The organism is uncultured Streptomyces sp. (genome assembly GCF_947488945.1).
Classification (GTDB): domain Bacteria; phylum Actinomycetota; class Actinomycetes; order Streptomycetales; family Streptomycetaceae; genus Streptomyces.
This window is the reverse complement of record NZ_CANLBS010000022.1, coordinates 15,839-34,182: the sequence shown is the minus strand read 5'-3', so window position 1 is coordinate 34,182 and position 18,344 is coordinate 15,839. Positions and strand designations below refer to the sequence as shown.

General features: G+C 71.0%; 15 protein-coding genes. 11 read left to right on the top strand and 4 right to left on the bottom strand.

Going from position 1 to position 18,344, the window contains the following annotated elements:
- Positions 1-184: 184 nt before the first annotated feature.
- Genes Q0994_RS27870 through Q0994_RS27860 form a run of 3 tightly spaced genes read left to right on the top strand, consistent with a single transcriptional unit; the run spans position 185 to position 6,242 of the window.
- Positions 185-3,388: a hypothetical protein gene (locus tag Q0994_RS27870; RefSeq protein WP_299539760.1), complete on the top strand. Its 3,204-nt coding sequence runs from the start codon at positions 185-187 to the stop codon at positions 3,386-3,388.
- Complete coding sequence (locus Q0994_RS27865; RefSeq protein WP_299539758.1) at positions 3,385-4,089, top strand: DUF4255 domain-containing protein; 705 nt, start codon at positions 3,385-3,387, stop codon at positions 4,087-4,089. The genes Q0994_RS27870 and Q0994_RS27865 overlap by 4 nt, the downstream gene beginning before the upstream one ends.
- Positions 4,086-6,242, top strand: coding sequence for an ATP-binding protein (locus Q0994_RS27860; protein WP_299539755.1), 2,157 nt, complete (start codon positions 4,086-4,088; stop codon positions 6,240-6,242). The genes Q0994_RS27865 and Q0994_RS27860 overlap by 4 nt, the downstream gene beginning before the upstream one ends.
- A gap of 137 nt (positions 6,243-6,379) precedes the next feature.
- Here the strand turns inward: Q0994_RS27860 and Q0994_RS27855 are convergent, their stop codons facing one another.
- A complete protein-coding gene (locus Q0994_RS27855) occupies positions 6,380-6,964 on the bottom strand; it encodes a TerD family protein (RefSeq protein ID WP_299539752.1) in 585 nt (194 codons plus the stop codon).
- A gap of 285 nt (positions 6,965-7,249) precedes the next feature.
- Here Q0994_RS27855 and Q0994_RS27850 point away from each other — a divergent pair, with 285 nt between their 5' ends.
- Together Q0994_RS27850 and Q0994_RS27845 are read left to right on the top strand one after the other, a co-directional pair.
- A complete protein-coding gene (locus Q0994_RS27850) occupies positions 7,250-7,702 on the top strand; it encodes a flavodoxin family protein (RefSeq protein WP_299540001.1) in 453 nt (150 codons plus the stop codon).
- Between the two features lie 128 nt (positions 7,703-7,830).
- Positions 7,831-8,334: an N-acetyltransferase gene (locus Q0994_RS27845; RefSeq protein ID WP_299539749.1), complete on the top strand. Its 504-nt coding sequence runs from the start codon at positions 7,831-7,833 to the stop codon at positions 8,332-8,334.
- 99 nt (positions 8,335-8,433) lie between these two features.
- Here Q0994_RS27845 and Q0994_RS27840 read toward each other — a convergent pair whose 3' ends face one another.
- Together Q0994_RS27840 and Q0994_RS27835 are read right to left on the bottom strand one after the other, a co-directional pair.
- Positions 8,434-8,814, bottom strand: coding sequence for a hypothetical protein (locus Q0994_RS27840; RefSeq protein WP_299539747.1), 381 nt, complete (start codon positions 8,812-8,814; stop codon positions 8,434-8,436).
- A 163-nt stretch (positions 8,815-8,977) separates the two neighbouring features.
- Entirely contained in the window at positions 8,978-9,439 is a 462-nt protein-coding gene (locus tag Q0994_RS27835) for a GNAT family N-acetyltransferase (protein WP_299539745.1), read from the bottom strand.
- A 256-nt stretch (positions 9,440-9,695) separates the two neighbouring features.
- Between Q0994_RS27835 and Q0994_RS27830 the strand changes: the two genes are divergently transcribed.
- The gene (locus Q0994_RS27830; protein WP_299539742.1) at positions 9,696-10,871 is read left to right on the top strand and encodes a hypothetical protein; all 1,176 of its coding nucleotides are present in this window, start codon (positions 9,696-9,698) and stop codon (positions 10,869-10,871) included.
- A gap of 87 nt (positions 10,872-10,958) precedes the next feature.
- On the opposite strand, the gene Q0994_RS27825 is transcribed toward Q0994_RS27830, so the two are convergent.
- Positions 10,959-11,636 carry a 4'-phosphopantetheinyl transferase gene (locus tag Q0994_RS27825; protein WP_299539740.1) on the bottom strand — a complete coding sequence of 226 codons (678 nt, stop codon included), beginning with the start codon at positions 11,634-11,636 and terminating at the stop codon, positions 10,959-10,961.
- A gap of 360 nt (positions 11,637-11,996) precedes the next feature.
- Here Q0994_RS27825 and Q0994_RS27820 point away from each other — a divergent pair, with 360 nt between their 5' ends.
- The 5 genes from Q0994_RS27820 (at position 11,997) to Q0994_RS27800 (ending at position 18,286) form a co-directional block, all read left to right on the top strand.
- Complete coding sequence (locus tag Q0994_RS27820; RefSeq protein WP_299539737.1) at positions 11,997-12,419, top strand: secondary thiamine-phosphate synthase enzyme YjbQ; 423 nt, start codon at positions 11,997-11,999, stop codon at positions 12,417-12,419.
- Positions 12,420-12,807: 388 nt separating this feature from the next.
- Positions 12,808-14,244, top strand: a complete 1,437-nt coding sequence (locus tag Q0994_RS27815; protein ID WP_299539735.1) for a PIN-like domain-containing protein — start codon at positions 12,808-12,810, stop codon at positions 14,242-14,244.
- Positions 14,245-14,341: 97 nt separating this feature from the next.
- Positions 14,342-14,929, top strand: a complete 588-nt coding sequence (locus Q0994_RS27810; protein ID WP_299539733.1) for a hypothetical protein — start codon at positions 14,342-14,344, stop codon at positions 14,927-14,929.
- 328 nt (positions 14,930-15,257) lie between these two features.
- Complete coding sequence (locus tag Q0994_RS27805) at positions 15,258-17,321, top strand: hypothetical protein (RefSeq protein ID WP_299539730.1); 2,064 nt, start codon at positions 15,258-15,260, stop codon at positions 17,319-17,321.
- Positions 17,321-18,286, top strand: coding sequence for a hypothetical protein (locus Q0994_RS27800; RefSeq protein ID WP_299539728.1), 966 nt, complete (start codon positions 17,321-17,323; stop codon positions 18,284-18,286). Before Q0994_RS27805 ends, Q0994_RS27800 begins: the two co-directional genes overlap by 1 nt.
- The last annotated feature ends 58 nt before the right edge of the window (positions 18,287-18,344 follow it).

Below are 18,344 nucleotides of genomic sequence, written 5' to 3'. Positions count from 1 at the left end.
GCGGTCCGATCCAGCACGTCCCCGGGCGGCGGCACCCGCCGCCGCCCGGGAGGCGCGTCGGGGACGGACCGCCGCAAAGGGCAGCGGCCGCTTCCCCCGTGCCGGGTACTTGGGGCCTGTTCTCCCGGCCCGGCGGGCGGGATGCTGGCGGGTGGAGAGCCATCGACAGACTGTGAGGTGGGCCGTGACCGGCACCGCTGGCCCGGCAAAGCGTTCCCGGCTGGGCCGACTGGCCTGCGCCGTCCTGCTGTTGACGCCCCTGGTGGTGGTCGGCTCGGCGTCCGTCCGGACGGAGACACCGAGCCTCGCCCCGGTGGCGGACGAAGCGACGGAGGCCGGGCGCATCGCCTTCGCCGGCACCGCGCACCGCAGCCTGGGGCAGGTCGTCGGCCCGCGGACCAGCGACCCGCTCTTCGGCGCCGGCGCGGCCCACTACGACCAGGACCCCTCCGCCCGTGACGGGGTTCTGGTCTTCACCAGCCGGCGCGACAGTCCGCGGCCGCAGGTGTACGTCCGCGACCCGGACGGATCGGTGCGCCGCCTCACCGTCGACCAGGACGCCGCGCACCCCGAACTCTCCCCCGACGGACGCACCGTCGTCTTCGACTCGGCGGAACCGGGCGGGACGGGCCGGCGCGACCTGTGGGAGGTGCCTGTCGACGGCTCCGACGATCCGCGACGGCTGACCGACTCACCGGCCGACGAGACGTCCCCCACCTTCTCCCCGGACGGCCTCAGCCTCGCGTACTCCTCCGACGCCGACCCGTTGCGCGGCCGGCAGATATACACGCGGGACTATGACGGCGGGCCCGCGACCAGGATCAGCGACGGGCCCGCCGGCGACGCCACCGACCCGGCGTGGAACCCGGCGGTCGACGACGACCACCGCGACCTCGTCGCCTACACCCTCACGGCGGACGGGGAGACCGGCCCGCGCCTGCGGATCACGGAGGGCACCGGGAGCGACCGGCCGGCCTTCACCGGCGCCCACGCCGGCTGGCGCACCAGCGCGGCCGCCTGGCTGCCCGACGGCGGCGACCTGGTCTTCCTCAGCCCCGAACTGACCTGCGGCTGCAACCCGTACGACAACGTCTACCGGGCGACCCCCTTCGTCGACGCCGACCCGCAGCCGGTGCTCAGCGAGGACCGGAGCGTCGAGTCGCCCACCTGGCTCGGCCCCGCGGACTCCGGCGGCGTCGTCGTCGAGCGGACCACCGCCTCGGCGGACAACGTCGTCACCCTCCAGGACGTCCGGCAGGACGGGTCCGACCCGAGGGACCTCGGGCTCACGATCCTCGAAGAGGACCCGGCGGCCGACACCAACACCGATCCGGCCGTCGACCCGCTGTTCAACCCGGCGGACGGGTACGACCCGTGGATCGAGCGGCAGAACTACACCCCGGACGGCCGGCGCATCGTCGTCACCCGCTTCGAGGACTCCGACGCCGGACGGATCGAGCGGATCTGGCTGGCCGACGCGGACGGCTCCCACCCCGACCCGATGCCGCTCGACGGACGCGGCCCGCTCGACCGGGACACCGATCCCACCTTCTCGCCGGACGGCACCAAACTGGCCTTCACCCGGACCTCGCCCGCCGAGGACGGCAGCCCGTCCGGGCCGGGCCGGATCCTCATCGCGAACGTGGCCGACGGGGCGGTCATCGACGAGATCCGTCCGCCGGCCGGGCAGCAGACCGGCGCCGACGCGCAGCCGACCTGGTCCGCCGACGGAAAAACCCTCGCCTTCACCCGGGTGGCGGTGATCGGCGGCAACGCCGGCAACAAGCACGTCTGGACCGTGCCCGTGGACGACCTCGACCGGCAGCTCGACCTCAGCGCCAGGATCTGCCCGGGCGCCTGCGAGGTCATCGACGACAGCCCCGCCTTCTCGCCCGACGGCTCGGCCGTCGCCTTCAACCGCAAGGACGGCGGCGGCAGGGTCAACGAGCGCGCCGGAATCCTCGTCAAGCCGCTGGTCGGCGGCGGATGCCGGGTCGTGCTGCCCGCCGTCCAGCGGGACAACCCCGACGGGTGCGAGCAGGAGATCCCGGACGCCTCGGCGACCGGACCGTTCCAGCCCCGCGACGTCGCCTGGTCCCCGGACGGCGGACGGCTGGTCCTGAGCTCGCGGCGCGAGGTCGCACCGAACTCCCCGGAGGCGCTGTCCGTGCTCGACCTCGCCTCCGGCGAGCTGACGCCGCTCAGTGACGGGCTCTCCGGACGGCAGAAGGAACCGAGCTTCCAGCAGGCGGTCGACCTCTCGGTGACCGCACCCCCCACCGTCCCCGCCGTGGAGGTGGGTTCCTCCGTCGAGGTGACGGCCACCGTCACCAATCACGGCCCCTCGCCGTCGCCCGGCACCACCTTCACCGTCGACGTCCCGCCCGGGGTCCGGCTGGAGGAACTCACCACCGACGCCGGCCCGTGCACCGCCGGGGCCCCGCAGTGCGACCTGGGCGTGGTTGCGCCCGGAGCCGGTGTGCGCGTCACCGCGCGGCTCACCGGGGTGACCGTCGGGGACCAGCCGATCGGCTGGTCGGTCGCCGGAACGGTGCTCGACCCGAGCCCCACCGACAACGCCGCCGGGACGATCCTGCCCGTCCAGGAGGTCGCACCGACCCCGACGCCCACCCCGAGTCCCACGCCGACCCCGAGTCCCACCCCGACTCCGCCCCCCACTCCCACCCCGGCACAGCCCTCCACCCCGGCGCCCGCCCCGCCGCTCCCCGCGCCGGCCGAGCCCGAGGCGGGGCCGGCCGTCACCGTGCGGGCCCAGCCCAGCCCCGGCTACGTCGGAGGCAAGGTCGTCGTGACCTACACCGTGCGCAACGGGAGGAACGCGCTGGCCACCGGTCTCCGGTTGAAACTGGGCCTGCCCACGCGCATCCCGGCCGGTCCGCTCCCCGCGGGCTGCTCGGCGGGCGAGTGCGCCCTGCCGGACCTCGCACCCCGTGCGTCCACGGTGATCCGCGTCGTGCTGTCGCCCGACCGGGCGCTGCGGACGACGATCACCGGCACGCTGACCACGACCGGCACCGACGCCGACCGGGGGGACAACGTCTCCCGCATCCCGCTGCGCATCCTCCAGCCCCGCATCATCGCGGTGCCCGCCGTGGGGGAACCCGGCTTCGTCACCTCCGTGCGGGGCAAGGACTTCCCTCCCGGCGCGCCCGTGACCCTGAGCTGGGACCCCGGGATCACGGCCGCCGCGGCACCGACCCTGCCCCGCGGCGACCGCACCTTCATCGCCCAACTGCTCATCCTGGCCAAGGACATGACGGGGCCGCGCACCATCACGGCCAAGGGGCCCGGTTTCGGCCCGGTCACCACGCCGTTCCTGGTGGTCCCCGGCACCATCGTGCCGCCCGACGAGGTGGGACGCCGGTGATCCACGAAGTCGACGAGGCGCTGCGGCTGCTGCTGGTGGAGGCCGGCCTCCAGGACAGCGGGGTCGAGCTGGTCTTCGACGCGCCGACGAAGGACTGGTCGGCCCGGCGGAACGCCCCGACCATCAGCGTGTTCCTGCACGGCATCCGTGAGGCCGCCGCCCGGCGGCGGACGGGGACCTCGGAGGAGTACGACGACGAGGGGGTCGTCGTCGCCCGGCGGACCCCGCCCCGCTGGTTCGAGCTGACCTACCTGGTGACCGCCTGGACCAACCGGCCGCAGGACGAACACCGCCTGCTCTCCGAGGTGTTGCGCTGCCTGGTACGGGCCGACACGCTGCCACCCCGGCTGTACACCGGTAGCCTCGCCGACCTCGGCCTCACCGTGGAGATGGAAGCGGCCGGGCCGGGAACCGACGGGCCCTCCGCCTCCGACGTGTGGTCCGCGCTCGGCGGCGAGCTGAAAGCGGCGATCGACCTGCGGGTCGTGGCCCCGCTGGCCGGCGAACGCACCGAGGCGGGAGTGCCCGTCACGGAGGGGCTGGTGGTGAAGTCCGTTCCCGCCGTGGCCGGCGAGGAGGACGGTCCCGGACGCAGGCTGCGCTACGGCGCGGGCACCGACCTGCCCGCGCAGGGGTTCGCCGCACCGCGCGACCGGCCCCTGCCGCCGGGCCGGCGCAAGCGGGGGAGCGGAGCCCGTTGACGACGGCACCGACCATCGGGGCCACCAAGGGCCCCGCGACCGGCCCCCCGCCATCCGGCGGCCCCTCCGCCGAGGGCCCCGCGGACCTCTTCGACGCGCTCGGCCGCCTCGAACAACGGGTCCGGGAAGCGGTCGCCGCCCGCCGGGCCACGGACCCGGAGCCCGACGACCCCTACCGGGGGCAGTACCTCACCCCCGAGGCCGCCGGGCGGATCGTGGACTCCCGCGACGCGTTCGCGCCCGTACCGCCGTACGGCTCCGGGACCGCCTGGTCGGCGGGGTCGGGCGGCCGGCTCGGCCGGCTGGCCGAGGGCTTCCGGCTGGCCCCGGTGGACGTCGAACTGCTGCTGGTCGCTCTCGCCCCCGACGTGGACCACCGGTTCGAACGGCTCTACGGCTATCTCCACGACGACCTGACCCGGCGCCGGCCCAGCGTCGGCCTGGCCCTGGAACTCTGCGGGCTGCCCGCCGCGGGACCGGGCCGCTTCCGTCTCTCGCCGTCCTCCCCGCTCGTGGCCGGCGGACTGCTGGAGGTGCGGGAGACCGAACGGCCCCTGCTGTCACGGGTCCTGCACGTCCCGGACCGGGTCACCGCGCACCTGCTCGGCGACGACGAGATCGACGGAAGGCTTCGCGGTCTCGTCCGGGCCGCGGGGCCCCGCGACGAGGTGGGCGAAGGGCCCGAGATCCTGCGCGTCGCCGCCGCGCTCGGCACCGGCAGCGGCCTGGTGCACCTGCTCGACCGGGGCGGAGATCCGGGCGGACTGGCCGTGGAGGCGCTGTTCGCGGCGGGGCGCCGCCCGCTGGTGGTCGATGTCGCGGCCCTCGCCCCGGCGGGCGGAGCGGCGGATCTCGCCGTGCCCCTGGCGATGGAGGCCCGGCTCGGCGGCGGCGGGGTCGTCCTCGGACCGCTCGAAGCGCTCGCCCCCGAACGGCCCGAAGGGGCTCGACTGCTCGCCGCCCTGAGCGTCGCACTCCGGGGCGTCCCGCTGATCGCGTACGGGAAGAAGAACTGGGACCCGCTGTGGACCGACGACAGTCCGGTCGCCCTCGTCGCCCGGCCCGCCGGACCCGACGAGGCGGCCCGGCGGTGGCGCGGAGCGCTGGCCGAGGCGGGCCGTTCGGTGGGACTGCCCGAGATGGACGCCTCCGGCCATGACGCCCTCCTCGATGCCGCCGCCACGTACCGTCTCGACGCGGAGCAACGGCGCAAGGCCGCCGTCGTCGCCTCCCGGCTCGCCGCGCAGGAGCGCCGGCCGGTGACCCCCGAGGACCTGCGGGCGGCGGTCCGGGCCCAGAACGGTGCGGGCCTGGAGCGGCTCGCCCGCCGGATCGAGCCCGCCGTCGGCTGGGACGACCTGGTGCTGCCGCCCGCCACCCGGCTCCAGCTCTCCGAACTCGCCCTGCGCGCACGCCACCGGGAGCAGGTCCTCGGCCAGTGGGGCATGCGGCCCGGTGGTGGCCGCGGGCGCGGCGTCATCGCGCTGTTCGCGGGTGAGTCCGGGACCGGGAAGACCATGTCCGCCGAGGTGGTCGCCGCCGAACTCGGCATGGAGCTCTACGTCGTGGACCTCTCCACGGTGGTGGACAAGTACATCGGGGAGACGGAGAAGAACCTGGAACGCATCTTCGTCGAGGCGTCGGACGTCAACGGCATCCTGCTGTTCGACGAGGCGGACGCGATCTTCGGCAAACGCTCCCAGGTCAAGGACGCGCACGACCGGCACGCCAACGTCGAGTCCGCCTACCTCCTCCAGCGGATGGAGTCCTTCGACGGGATCGCCGTGCTCACCACCAACCTGCGGGCCAACCTCGACGAGGCGTTCACCCGGCGCCTCGACGTCGTCGCCGACTTCCCGATGCCCGACGCCGGACAGCGCCTCGCCCTGTGGGACCGGTGCCTGGGCACCGGCATGCCGCGCGACGCGGACCTCGATCTGGAGTTCTGCGCGGCACGCTTCGAGCTCGCCGGTGGATCGATCCGCGCCTGCGCGGTGACGGCGGCCTACCTCGCGGCGGAGTCCGGCGCACCGCTGGGCATGGACCAGGTGATTTCGGCGGTGCTCCAGGAGTACCGGAAGCTCGGCCGGCTGATCCTGGAGGGCGAGTTCGGACCGTGGCTGGACGGAGCCCGGCGACGCGGTGACGGGTGACGCCGTGACGGGTGACACGGTGACGAACCGTCAGAAACACGACCCGGCTCGGGTACGCGGGCACCTGCGGGGACCCGCATGCGCGGTACTCGCCCAAGGCGGTACCCGCACATGCGGTCACCCGCGTACGCGCGCCGCTACTTGCTCACGGCGAAGCGCATCAGCGCGCGCTCGTCGCCCTGCTTGATCTTGCCGGTCTCGTTGATCACCTGGAGCTTCCAGGCCGAGCCGACCCGCATCGCCTTCGCCACCGCGCAGCCGTTGTCGTCGCTGAGCATGCTCGGCCAGATGTCGGCGACCTGCGTGGAGCTGCCGCCCGTCGCGTCGTACACCTTGAAGCTGATGTTGCGGGCGTTCTGGAAGGAGCTGCGCTTCTTGTAGGCGGCCGCGACGAACACGATCGAGGTGATGTTCCCCGGGATCCGGCTGAACTCGACGGTCACCGTCTCGTCGTCCCCGTCGCCGTGCCCGGTCTGGTTGTCGCCGCTGTGCAGCAGCGAGCCGTTGCCCAGCGGGTCCAGCGAGTCGAGGCCCGCGAGCCGCACGGGGTCGTCGCCCTGCATCGCGATGGCGATCAGATCGAGGTCGGTGCCGGCCTTCTGCCGGATCTTGCCCATGATGCCGCCGCTGCTGCCGACGGTCGGGTCCCAGGAGGCTCCGATCGTCAGATGGGTCACCCCGTCCAGGTCGGCAGGGCCATCTTCCTTCTTCAGCGTGATCATTACGTGATCCTCTTGTGGTGGGACGGACTGCTCCCCACAGAGTCTGCCTGGTCGTCCGTGCGAAAAGCATCCGGGTCCGTATCGAATTCGGGACGGCCCGTCCGGCGCGGCATCCGGCGGCGTGCGCACGCGTCGGCACCGGCCGGCCCTGTGTCCGCCCTCGCCCGTCGTGTGCGCCTCCGCCTGTCGGTGCCGGGGCGGACGCTCCGGCGCACGCCCCCTCGTGCCCGACGAGCAGCGTGCCCGCTTGCGGCCGGGCGGGCCGGGGAGGCAGGGTGCGTGGGTGTGGCCACTCTGCTGATCGTTCATCACACGCCGTCCCCCAACTGCCAGGCGCTCTTCGAGGCCGTCGTGCAGGGGGCGACCACGGACGGGATCGAGGGCGTGCGGGTCGTGCGCCGCGCCGCGCTCGGCGCGACCGCCTCGGACGTGCTCGGCGCCGACGGCATCCTGCTCGGCACCCCGGCCAACCTCGGCTACATGTCCGGCGCACTCAAGCACTTCTTCGACCAGGTCTACTACCCGTGCCTGGACGCGACGCGGGGCCGCCCGTTCGGCTACTGGGTGCACGGCGGCAACGACGTCACCGGTGCGGTGCGCGGCATCGAGTCGATCACGACCGGCCTCGGCTGGCGGCGTGCCGCCGAGCCGGTGACGGTGACCGGGGAGCCGGCGAAGGCGGACGTGGAGGCGTGCTGGGAACTCGGCGCGACCGTCGCCGCGGGCTTGACGGCTTGACGGCTTGACGGCTTGACCGCTTGTGGAGCCGTTGCCGTGACGATCACCGACTCGGCGCGGCCGTGGCAGGGGAAACCCAGGGGAAAACCAGGGGTGCGGACGGCCGTCCGCTGTTACGGTCGGGCGCCATGAGCTGGCTTCCCGACGACTTCGTCCACCCTGTCCTGGTACCGCTGCCGGACGGTGGTCATCACCTGCGCCCGATCCGGGAGGCGGACACCCCGCTCGACTATCCGGCGGTGATGGGTTCGCGCGAGCGGCTGTGGACCGTCTTCGGCCCTGCCTGGGGCTGGCCGGCGGCCACCATGACCTACGAGGCCGACCGGGCCGACCTGTTGCGGCACGAGCAGGAGATCGCCGCCCACCAGTCCTTCAACTACGCGCTGCTCGACGCGGCGGAGACATCTCTGCTCGGCTGCGTCTACATCGACCCGCCGGAGAGGGCCGGCGCGGACGGCGAGATCTCCTGGTGGGTGGTGGACGAGCTGGTGGGCGGCAAGGTCGAGCAGGCACTCGACGCGCTGGTCCCGCGCTGGATCGCCGCCGACTGGCCGTTCGCGCAGCCGCGCTTCCTCGGCCGCGAGATCTCCTGGCCGGACTGGCTCGCCCTGCCCCCGCATCCCGGCTTCTGACCGCCCGACGCCCTGCCCCGCCCTGACGCCTTGCCCCGGATCTGACGCCTTGCCCCGGACCTGACTTCGCCCGGCCGCGCCTCCGGCCCCCGCCCGTCCTCAGAGCCCTTCCAGCTCCGCCAGCAGGTCCGCGTCCCGCATGCCCGGCAGGGCGTATCCCTCGGTCTCGTCCCACGGGATGTCGAGATCGTCCAGATGCACGTGCCACGAGGCTGCCGGCAGCGAGCGGCGCAACTCCGTGACGGAGTCCAGCACATGGGCCAGTACGGGCAGGAGACGACCGGGATCGAACGGCATCTTGGTCGAGCCGTCGAGGAGGGGGCCGTCGTCCCCGCCGTCCGGCTCGTACAGGTACAGGCTCTCCTCGTCGTCGTACGGGAACGTGGCACGGTGCGCGGTCACCACCCGCTCGACGGCGGCGCTCTCGCCGTCCGTCAACGGCTCGGCCCGGCGCGCGGTGTAGTAGAGGGAGACGCTCATGAGCCGAGCATAGGGCGGGGGTCCGACAGTGCCGTCGGCGTGCCGGCCGGTCCGGGGCCGAGCGGTGCGGGCCGGTCCGGGGCCGGCGGGCTCGCCCCGCGAACCCGTGCCCGGCGCGCGGCAGGGCGAGCGGCGCGTGGAGTACCGGCTCCGGCACCGGGCCTCAGTCCGGCAGATCGACGGCCATCGACGGGAGCAGCCGGCCCGGGATCGAGCCCGACGGGATCATTCCGGTACGGACCGCGCCCATCGCCCGGTAGAACGGTTCGGCATGCGGGTCGGCGTCGATCGTGAGGCGGGTGAAGCCCAGCGCCCCGGCGTCGGCGACCACGCGGGAGAAGAGCATCCGTCCGATGCCCCGGCCCATCGAACCGGGATCGACGAACATCATGCCGAGCGCCCCCGTCGGCGGGTCGCCCGCCAGCGTCGTGAAGCCCACCGCCGTGCCGTCGTCCTCCGCCACGTTCACCCGTCCTGCGGTGATCTGCTGCCGAGTGACGGTGAGTTCGGACCGGCACGCCGCCATGAACGCCTCGTCGTACCCCCAGTACGCCTTCGAGCGCAGCGCCAGCCCGCTCAGCGTGCCCGCCTCCGACGGTCGTGCCGCCCTGATCGAAACGCCCATGGTCGCTCCCCGGTGATCGTCCTGCCCTGCCCCGGCTCCTCTTCGCGTGCCGCCGCCGCCCCGATTTTCCCCGGCCACCCGGCGACTTCCCCCGCGACCGTACGTCCGAAAGCGGTTGTCCACAGGTCTTCCTGTGGACGGGCGGCGGACGTGGCGTGTGTGGTGTGATGCTCGGTGTCCCCGGTACTGACCGGCGCTGCCCCGGCCGCTCCGGGTCCGTCAGTGACCTCAGCCGATCCCACGCGTTAGGTACGTTGTGTCGAAGTCTCCGCTCGTTCCCGCCCAGGCCGTGGCCACCCCGGCCGTGCCGAGTGAGCTGCGCCCCTTCCTGCTGACCGCCCGGCAGGGGGAGGCCGCCCGAGAACTGCTGTCTTTCGCCGCGGCGTTGCCGCTGGAGGACGCGGATGCGCGCCTGCTCGCGATGGTGCTCGCCATCCGTGCCGCGCGCAGCGGGGTCGGCAACCTTTCGGGGAGCGACCTCCGCTCGCTGCGACTGGGTGATCCCGAACGGGCCGTCGCGGGAGTCGTCACGCTGGGCTGGAACCCGCAGGGCGACGTGCTGACCAGCGACCCGAGCGTACCGATCAAGTTCATGGTGCAGGAGCTGTCGCCCGACCAGGACCCCCAACTGCCCTTCGGCAAGGTGATGCGCTCGCGGGTCTCCGGATGGAGCACCCGCACGCTCGCCGCGAAGCCGCTCCGGAAGGCAAGCCCGGAGGCCCGGCTGGCCGCGCTGTACCTGGCCGCCCACCACACGCCCGACGAGTTGTGCCCGGTCCCGTCCGACCTGCCCGCCGAGTGCCGCGAGGCCCTGCCCGAGCTGCTGACCCGGGGATTCCTCGCCGAACTCGAAAGCGGGCAATATCTGTTGGCCCCCGCCGTACGCCATCTCGCCGGGGTGCTCCCCGGCGACCGCCGGCTGCTGCTGGGCGGCGTCGACGAGAACGAGGGCCGGAGCGAGTCCGCCTGGGCGTTCGACGAGGACGCGTGGGTGGCCTGGAAGGACCAGGTGAGCCCGGCGTTGCGGCGTCACGTCGCTGCCGTCGAGGAGTGCCCCCTGTGCCACCTGGCGACGACGCGGGTCGCCGAGGCGTTCACGCGCCGCAAGAAGGTCTCCCCGGTGAAGGAGAAGACCCGCCGCGCGTACGAGGCGTGGAAGGAGGCGAACCCGGACTGCGGCCCGCAGGCGGCCGAGTTCAGCGCCGCCTTCCGGGTGGAACACGGCCATGGGCCGTCGCTCTCCCAGTTCTGCGAGGGCATGCAGTGGAAGTTCCGGCGACCGCTGCGCCTGCTGGTGGTGAGCCGACTCGTCGCAGACGGATGGCTCGCCAACACCGACCCCGTCCCGTGGACCCTGCGCCCGGGGCCGACGTCGGGGATCGCCGTACCTCCCGCAGGCACGCGGTCGGCAGCAGGAGCCAAGTCGGCCTGAGCGGGCGAGGGTTGGCTGCCCTGCGCGGTCGTCCCCGGCCTCATTGTCTGGCCTCAACGTCGGGCCTCGCCCTCGGCCGGGTGTCGTTCAGGCGGCCGCCGTCACGATCACGGCGGTGAGTGCGAGCCGGTCCCTGACGAGCCAGCGGCCGTCGAAGGCGGTGGGAGCGCCCGGAGCGGTGCGCAGCAGCCGGGCGTGGAAGACGCCGCTGGTGGTCGGGCCCGGTGTCCAGTCGAACTCGATGTCGGCGTCCTCGAAGTCCAGCCGGGTCCGCATGAGCGGGTACCACGCCTTGTACACGCTCTCCTTCGCGCTGAACAGCAGCCGGTCCCAGTGGATGGGCCCCGTGCCGCCGCCCCTTTCCGCGGCGTCCAGGACCCGGCGGTGTTCGGAGGGCAGTGCGATGCTCTCCAGCACGTTCTCGGGCAGCGGGGCGTGCGGCTCCGCGTCGATGCCGAGGGCGCGTACGTCGCTCGAACGCGCCACCGCCGCGGCACGGTACCCGGCGCAGTGGGTCATGGATCCGACGATCCCTTCCGGCCAGCCCGGCTCACCCCGCGGGCCCGGCAGGACGGGGACCGGAGGGAGCCCCAGGTCGGCCATCGCCAGCCGGGCGCACACCCGCACCGAGGTGAACTCGCGACGGCGTTTGGGCACCGACGTGCGCAGCAGGGAGGCCTCTTCGGGGAACAGCGCGTCGGCCGGCACGTCGTCGACCGTGGTGTCGGCGCAGGACACCGTCGCGGGCAGAAGGTCGTCGATCACGGAAGTCTCCCGGTGTGGTGGAGGCAATCGTGCGCGCACCGGGCCGCCCCCGGCATCCCCCGGCCCGGCGCGCCCCGGTGCCCGTACAGGTGGGCGAGGGCTGTTCAGACGTCCGGAGGGACTGTAGCAACGGCGCGCCGCAGGTGTACGCGGAGTGCTTGGTTCCCCTTCTGTGCGGGGTCACAGGGCTGTCGCACGGCTGCCGCAGAGCTGTCGCACGGCCCCGGCGCTGCGGGTTCCGGGGCCGGGCGGTTCGTGGGAGGGGACCGCACCGGGCTCGGGCCGCACCGGGCATGCCGGGCGCGGCGTCGACCGCGTGGTCAGGGGCGGCCTACGGCCGGAAGGATGCAGGATGGACCCATGCCTGACGCCTTCACCACCACCGTCCTGAACATCACCACGGGGTCCCGCGAGACGGTCGCCGACCTGACCCGCGACTGCGAGGAGTTCCTCGCCCGCGCCGCCGGAGGGCGGGACGGCCTGCTGAACGTCTTCGTCCCGCACGCCACCGCCGGGATCGCCGTCCTGGAGACGGGGGCCGGCAGCGACGACGACCTGCTCGCCGCCCTCCGCACCCTGCTCCCCGCCGACGACCGCTGGCAGCACCGCCACGGCACCCCCGGCCACGGCCGCGACCACGTCCTCCCCGCCCTGGTCCCCCCGCACGCCACCCTCCCGGTCATCGCCGGCCGCCTGGAGCTGGGCACCTGGCAGTCGGTGTGCCTGGTGGATACGAACATCTCTAAAGACAACCGTCAGGTTCGGCTGAGCTTCCTCGGCTGACCAAGATCGTTCAGCGGGGGCGTGGCCGCCGATCCTCCGTACGATGCGCGCTCTAACGGAGAGAAGAAATGCGCGGTACGCCGTCTCGTCCGCTTCCAGGCAAAGGACTCGCGGCACCAGGATGCGGTGGTCGTGGTTGTGGAGTAGACAGCGCAGCATACTCAATTCCACTGATGCGGCGGGGTACGCCCGGCATGCGTCCGATTCCGCAGCCGCGGAGGCACTGCCGCTCAAGCAAGATCGGGCGGTCATCCTAAAGGGCTGGCAGACCCGATGAACGAGACCGGTCGAGCTCCACTGCCTACTTGCCCGTAGCTGTCGTCACCAGGATCGATCTCATGACAGCATGAACCTCCGAAAGGGTGGTGGCGAGCTCCAAGGAGGGCAAGTGGATCCGAGTGAACCCCCGTTGATCCAGCGCTTCAAGTCCTGGCTCGAGCCTGCGCCTTCGGCGGAGGACGCTGCTCGGGAGCAGTTCTTCACCAACGGGCTCGTCGTCCTCGACACGAACATCCTCCTCAGCTTGTACGAATACACCGAGACGGCTCGCGAAGACGTGTTCACGGCGCTGGAGGCTGTATCGGATCGGCTCTGGATGCCTCATCAGGTGGGCCTGGAGTTCGTACGCGGGCGGCGAAGCACCTTGGAGTCGCGCAAGGCCGCTCTCACCGGCGCGGCCAAGGACGTCAACCGCCACCTGACGCAAGCCGTGGCATCAGTCATCGCAGCACGCAACGTCGTGATCAACCAGCTGTTGAAGTACGGAGCGCCGCTCGATGCAGGCGAGGAGCTGGCGCTGCTCATCAGCGACTCATCGGTCGGCGACCTGCTCCAGGAGAACCGCACCCTACTCAAGAAGCACCTCGACGGTCTCAAGTCGCAGCACGGGCTGCCGTCAAACCTTGCTGAGGCCGATGACCCCGTCCTCCTCCGCGTGGCTCGCATGTACGGCGACCGCATCGGCGCTCAGCCGGACGACTCCGTACTGCGGGCGCGGATCGAGGAGGCCGTCGGCTTCCGCTTTCCCAACGAGATCCCCCCGGGCTACCGGGACTTCGGCAAGGACACTCCCGTGAAGGCCGCAGGTGACTTCCTTCTCTGGGAGGAAGTCGTCGAGCACGCGCAGAGCCTTCCAGCCGGATCCCGCATCCTCTTCGTCTCCAACGACACGAAGGAGGACTGGTACGAGACCCGGAAGGGCGCCGGGGGCATCCAGCGGCCCTGGCCCAGGCTCTTCGACGAAGTGCGCACGCGGGCCGGTGCGGAACTTCGTATCGAGACCCCCTCCCTCTTCTACGCCGGCATCAAGCAGTTCCTCCATACTGATCTGGACGTGACTACTTACGAAGAGATCGAGCGGGTCTCTTCAGCCCAGGATCTCCCGGCCGACGAGGACGAGGGGACCAACCTTGTCACCGTGCATAGCGCTGCTCATCTGGCGCCGCCTCTGGGTCTCGCTACCCAAGCAGGCCGTTCCGTCGGACTTACCACGGCGGGAACGCGGACTGCACTGGAGTCGGTGGCGCCGTCGTTCCGCATCTTTCAGTGGTGGATCATCGGTGTCACCGCCCAGCTGGAGCGACGACACGCTTCCGCGGCTGAGTTCGAGATCGATATCGCTGCCGCTGTCCGAAGTGATGAGCCCCCGCGCGGCTCATGGGAACCTGCGACCGTGTTCAAACCGGGAGACTGGGTCCACCGTGATTCCTGCTGGATCGCGGCTTGGTTCATCCGGCTCCTGAACGAGCTGCCGAAGCACGACCACTCGGTCCTCCGAAGCCTTGCCGCGCAGCAGGCCGAAGCGAATCGGACGATCTCTGAATAAGACCGGGCCACCGCCGAAGGGCCGCCCGAGACGGCCCCGTTTGCATCCCACCTAGCCACCCGCGTCCTGCTGCGGAGCAGCGCGCTGAAGAGGAGCCATGGAGAACGAGGAAGCGTACGCCGCCTGGAAGCTCCACAAGCCCAATACCAAGTTCGCCGTAGACGAGCTGGCGACTCTGCTCGGAGCGGCTGATGAGTCCGCCGAGGCGGTCTTCAGCGCCTACCTGTTTGCGAAGAAGGCCATGGCCCGCTCGATGCAGGAACTGCTCCGCGCCACCCTGCCGCCGTCACGTCCTGCCTTTGAAGAGCTGCGTTCGCGCGTCGGTGAGACATTGCAGGAGCGCTTCGGCGACCGGATCCCCGAGAGGTACCTGGCTGTCCCGTACGACTCCGCCGCCTGCCAGGACCTGTTCGGGCTCCTGCGCGAGCACCTGGGCAAGCCGGTGGATGCGGCCGTCCTGCGCGCCATCAATGCGGATGACGTCCACACTGAACGGCGCATCCGCGAACTGCGGGAGCTCGGTCTCCGCATCGATTCGGTGAAGCGCGACGGAGTCGGTGGCTACCTGCTGGCGTCGCTGGATCTCGATCCCGCCCTGATGCCGACCCTCGTTGCCAAGGCGATCAAGAAGGCACCCCTGCCTGAGGCCGAGCAGAAGAAGCTGATCGCTGCCCTCGACCGGTGACTCAGCTGATGCGCGGACCCTGCCCGCGCATCAGCTGATTGAGGAGTTCCGCCAAGGCGCCGATGTTGTGGAGGCCGACGCACTCCCAAGGACATACGGCGCGTCCGCGCCCCTCCACTGTAACGCTCAACTGCGTGCAGGGGTTTGTAGCCCGGGGGCAACCTCGCGTCTGTCCGTTGCCTCAGTCTGCGAACTCGGCTTGTAGCCCGATCGGATTGAGTCGACCCTCTCTGAAGCCCGCGAGGTCAGCGGCCTCTAGGATGACCCTCCTGTGAGCCGAGGTCACCCTGGGTACAACAGCTAGCCGTCCGTTCGCGGGGGTGACGGCATGGTTCTGCATGAAGAGTGGGGGCTCGGAGTGGGGTTCGCGGCGTATGTCGAGTGGCAGGACGCACTGGAGCATGCGTTCTTCAGTGAAGAGTGGAACGGCCAACCGGTCGTCCTCTTCGTTGACGAGCGCGAGGCCAGGTCGCTGCAGCGGAAGTGCGGGGTCAGTGTTCCGCTGGTAGAGGCGGTCAAGCAGGTCGTTCAGCCAACTGCGCCACGGCCGTTTCAGGAGGTGGAGGACTACGAGTCATCGCGACGGGATGACAGCCGCGCTCCGTCAGTGCTGCCGCTGCTCGCCTGCTCCGTCATGGCCGCCACTCGGATGGCGAACGACGGAGCGCACAGGGCCAACAACTACCACGACCGCTTCTCTGAACTCTTGGCGGACAGGGCCGGCGTTCTGACGTCTCAGCATTACCTCCCCGTCGCTGAAATGTGGCGGCGCCTGGCTGCATGGCAGGTGCGAAGGGGTGGTAAGCGCGGAGTGTGCACCATCCCCTCGAGGGAATCCCTTCCCCACCACCAGGCCCGAATCGGCTATGCCCTGTCCCAGGCCGTGCTGCGGGACTCGGATCGTCAGCAACTGCTTCGGTTCTTCAACGTCATGCGCGCAAGGGACGAGGCCTCATGGCCCTTGCCGGGGGACGTGCTGACTGACGGGATCAGTGTCTGGGACTACGAGGCCAAGTTCTCCAAGTCCTTCCAGCACTCGCTGCGCGACCCTGATTTCCGTCCTCTTGTCGAAGACTTGCTGGCGGCAATCGCGGACGCTTGGGACGGGTCTGACACCTACATCCCGCACGGATCGCTGCGCGGGGAGCTGCTCGTGCGCTTCGAGAGCCGTCGGCTGGGATGGCTGGCCCGCCTGGCGCACCCCGGTGACCCGGAGTACCAGCTGGAGAACGGTGTCAGCCTGCGCCGGATCGGGGCCACTGAGTACTACATGCCGGAGGGGCTTCCCCTCCCGACAGCTCGCAGTCTGCACCGGGGGGTACAGCTGCACGGAGACGGCATCGCAGTCTCCCGCTCCGCCTCGCCCCTCGTTCTGCTCCGTCAGAACGTCGCTCTGGACTGCCGAACCAGTGCGGAGCGATTCTCGCCGGGCGAGGACCACATGATCCTCTCAGCGCCCGAAGCGGCTCCCGACGTTGAGCGACTCCTCAGGCGTGCGGCTTCGCCGGGACGGAAGAAGGAGCCGGGACGCCTCTCCTGGATGCCGGACGGATGGACTCTCCACCATCATGTGGTCTTTGATGATCCAGTCGCTCTTCGCTCGGCCATCCTCGATACCGCAGGCGCAGTGGTAGGGACGCTGCCGGCAGCGCAATTCAAGGCCCGCTTGCAAGGCGGGCTCCTGATCGCGCCGGACATCAGCAGCAGCCTCTACCTGACGGGTGGCGAGCCGGACCTTGCATTGCCTGGTGGCGCCCCCGGCAGGGTTCTCCTTGACGGCCTTGACGTGCCGTCAAGGCCCCGGACTACTGCACCGCTGCGGCTCTCTGACTGCGGACCCGGCCTCGGCAGGCACACGGTCGAGGCAGGCGGAAGCAGCTTGGAGTTCACGACCGCCGAGTCGGCTCCTTCGCTTCGCGAAACAGCTGCTCCAATCGGCTTTCCCTTCGTCGGAGGGCGCGCCGAGGCATACGCCGGACAGGCCAGCGGCGATACAGCGATCCGAGGTGCCGCGCTTGACACACGCCTGGCAGAGGCTGATGCCGAGTGGCCTGTCCTGCTGTGCCGCCGCGGAGCCGATGAGACTCTCTTCCTTTCAACCGACGGACGTGGGTGGCGAGTTGCCGAACCCGACGTCCCGGGATGGTGGGAGAGGCTGCCGGAGACCCCATCGGGGTACTGCTTCGAAGTCCGCGTTCCGGCCTGCGGTGGATGGATCTTCCAGAACAGCCGCGCTACCTGGCGCCTTGAAGCAGCGCTGCCAGCCTTTCCCAGCCTGAAGCCGGAGACGCACTTCGGTCGATGGGCTCAGGCTGTACGGGCTGTAGCTGACGTCGGCACGGGGGACGAGTGGGAAGCGTGCGTACGGCTCGCGCAGGGGGCGATGCGGTGATGGAGGTCGGGGACCTGCTCCTCAGGTGGGTTAGCGAGATCGGTTACGGGAAGATCACTGACTTCAGGGCAGCCCTCACTTGGATCACCCGCAGCCGGGGGATCAGCGTCCGTGAAGGGGCGGAAGGGCGGTGGCTGCGGGATGTATCGGCGCTCGGCTACATCGATGTCGACTGGCGGGCCGGCCTGTGGGCTGTAGCGCCGCCCGTATTGACGACCCTTCCTTACTCGGACGGTCTCGCACTCCTTACGGGTCGGCGCTCCGCGGCCATCAGCAGAGCTGTGGAGGATCTCTACGACGCCGGCGAGCGGATCCATTGGATTCGCAATGAGACCGCTGAAGGAGACATCGCCGTGCCCGACACCGTGCTGTTGGGGTACGAGCACCCTGACAAGCTCGTACAGCATGCGGAGAAGGTCGGATGCACGTTTGTGCCCTGCGCGTCCCTCCGTCTCTTCGCCCTGCTGCCGGAACTGGCGCCCGGCTCCCCGGCTGCTCCTCCGGCCATCGGCAATGCCCACACGGTGGAGCGCTACAACCACGAGAACCGGCAGTACGAACCCGCACAGTCGTATTCCGAAGAGGGACTCTACCGGTGGCGCAGCACTGACTGGGCGCGCCTCGTGCAGATCCGGCGGGGGCAGGAGTGGCACAGCACGGAGCATGAGAACGGCGTCTTCTTGGAGCACGCCAGGCTTGGGACCGGCACGATGCGGTGGCGGCCCGAGTCCGGAAAGGGCCGTGAGCGGACTGGCAGGCTCTCTGTCGACTGGGGAGCCCCGCTTCCGCCCCTCCACGCAAGAGCCGCCGTTCTGTGCACGGGAATCCAGCCCCGGATCCACGAGAAGGCGCAAATCGTCCGCTACGACAACATTCCCCGGCACGCAGCCGAGAAGCTGGCCGCATCACTGCTCCAGCAGCTCGAAGTCGAGGAGCCTGCAGTCTCCCGGAAGGCCGCACGATGACTTCTTCGTCCCCCCGCCCGGGCCGTCCCTCGGCGTCTGACATCCCCGGCTCATTCCG

What these genes read in the sequence shown, in the direction of transcription:
- Q0994_RS27855 (WP_299539752.1), bottom strand. Translation starts at nt 6,964, where the DNA reads ATGATCACGCTGAAGAAGGAAGATGGCCCTGCCGACCTGGACGGGGTG.
- Q0994_RS27845 (WP_299539749.1), top strand. Translation starts at nt 7,831, where the DNA reads ATGAGCTGGCTTCCCGACGACTTCGTCCACCCTGTCCTGGTACCGCTG.
- Q0994_RS27840 (WP_299539747.1), bottom strand. Translation starts at nt 8,814, where the DNA reads ATGAGCGTCTCCCTCTACTACACCGCGCGCCGGGCCGAGCCGTTGACG.
- Q0994_RS27835 (WP_299539745.1), bottom strand. Translation starts at nt 9,439, where the DNA reads ATGGGCGTTTCGATCAGGGCGGCACGACCGTCGGAGGCGGGCACGCTG.
- Q0994_RS27820 (WP_299539737.1), top strand. Translation starts at nt 11,997, where the DNA reads ATGCCTGACGCCTTCACCACCACCGTCCTGAACATCACCACGGGGTCC.
- Q0994_RS27810 (WP_299539733.1), top strand. Translation starts at nt 14,342, where the DNA reads ATGGAGAACGAGGAAGCGTACGCCGCCTGGAAGCTCCACAAGCCCAAT.
- Q0994_RS27805 (WP_299539730.1), top strand. Translation starts at nt 15,258, where the DNA reads ATGGTTCTGCATGAAGAGTGGGGGCTCGGAGTGGGGTTCGCGGCGTAT.
- Q0994_RS27800 (WP_299539728.1), top strand. Translation starts at nt 17,321, where the DNA reads ATGGAGGTCGGGGACCTGCTCCTCAGGTGGGTTAGCGAGATCGGTTAC.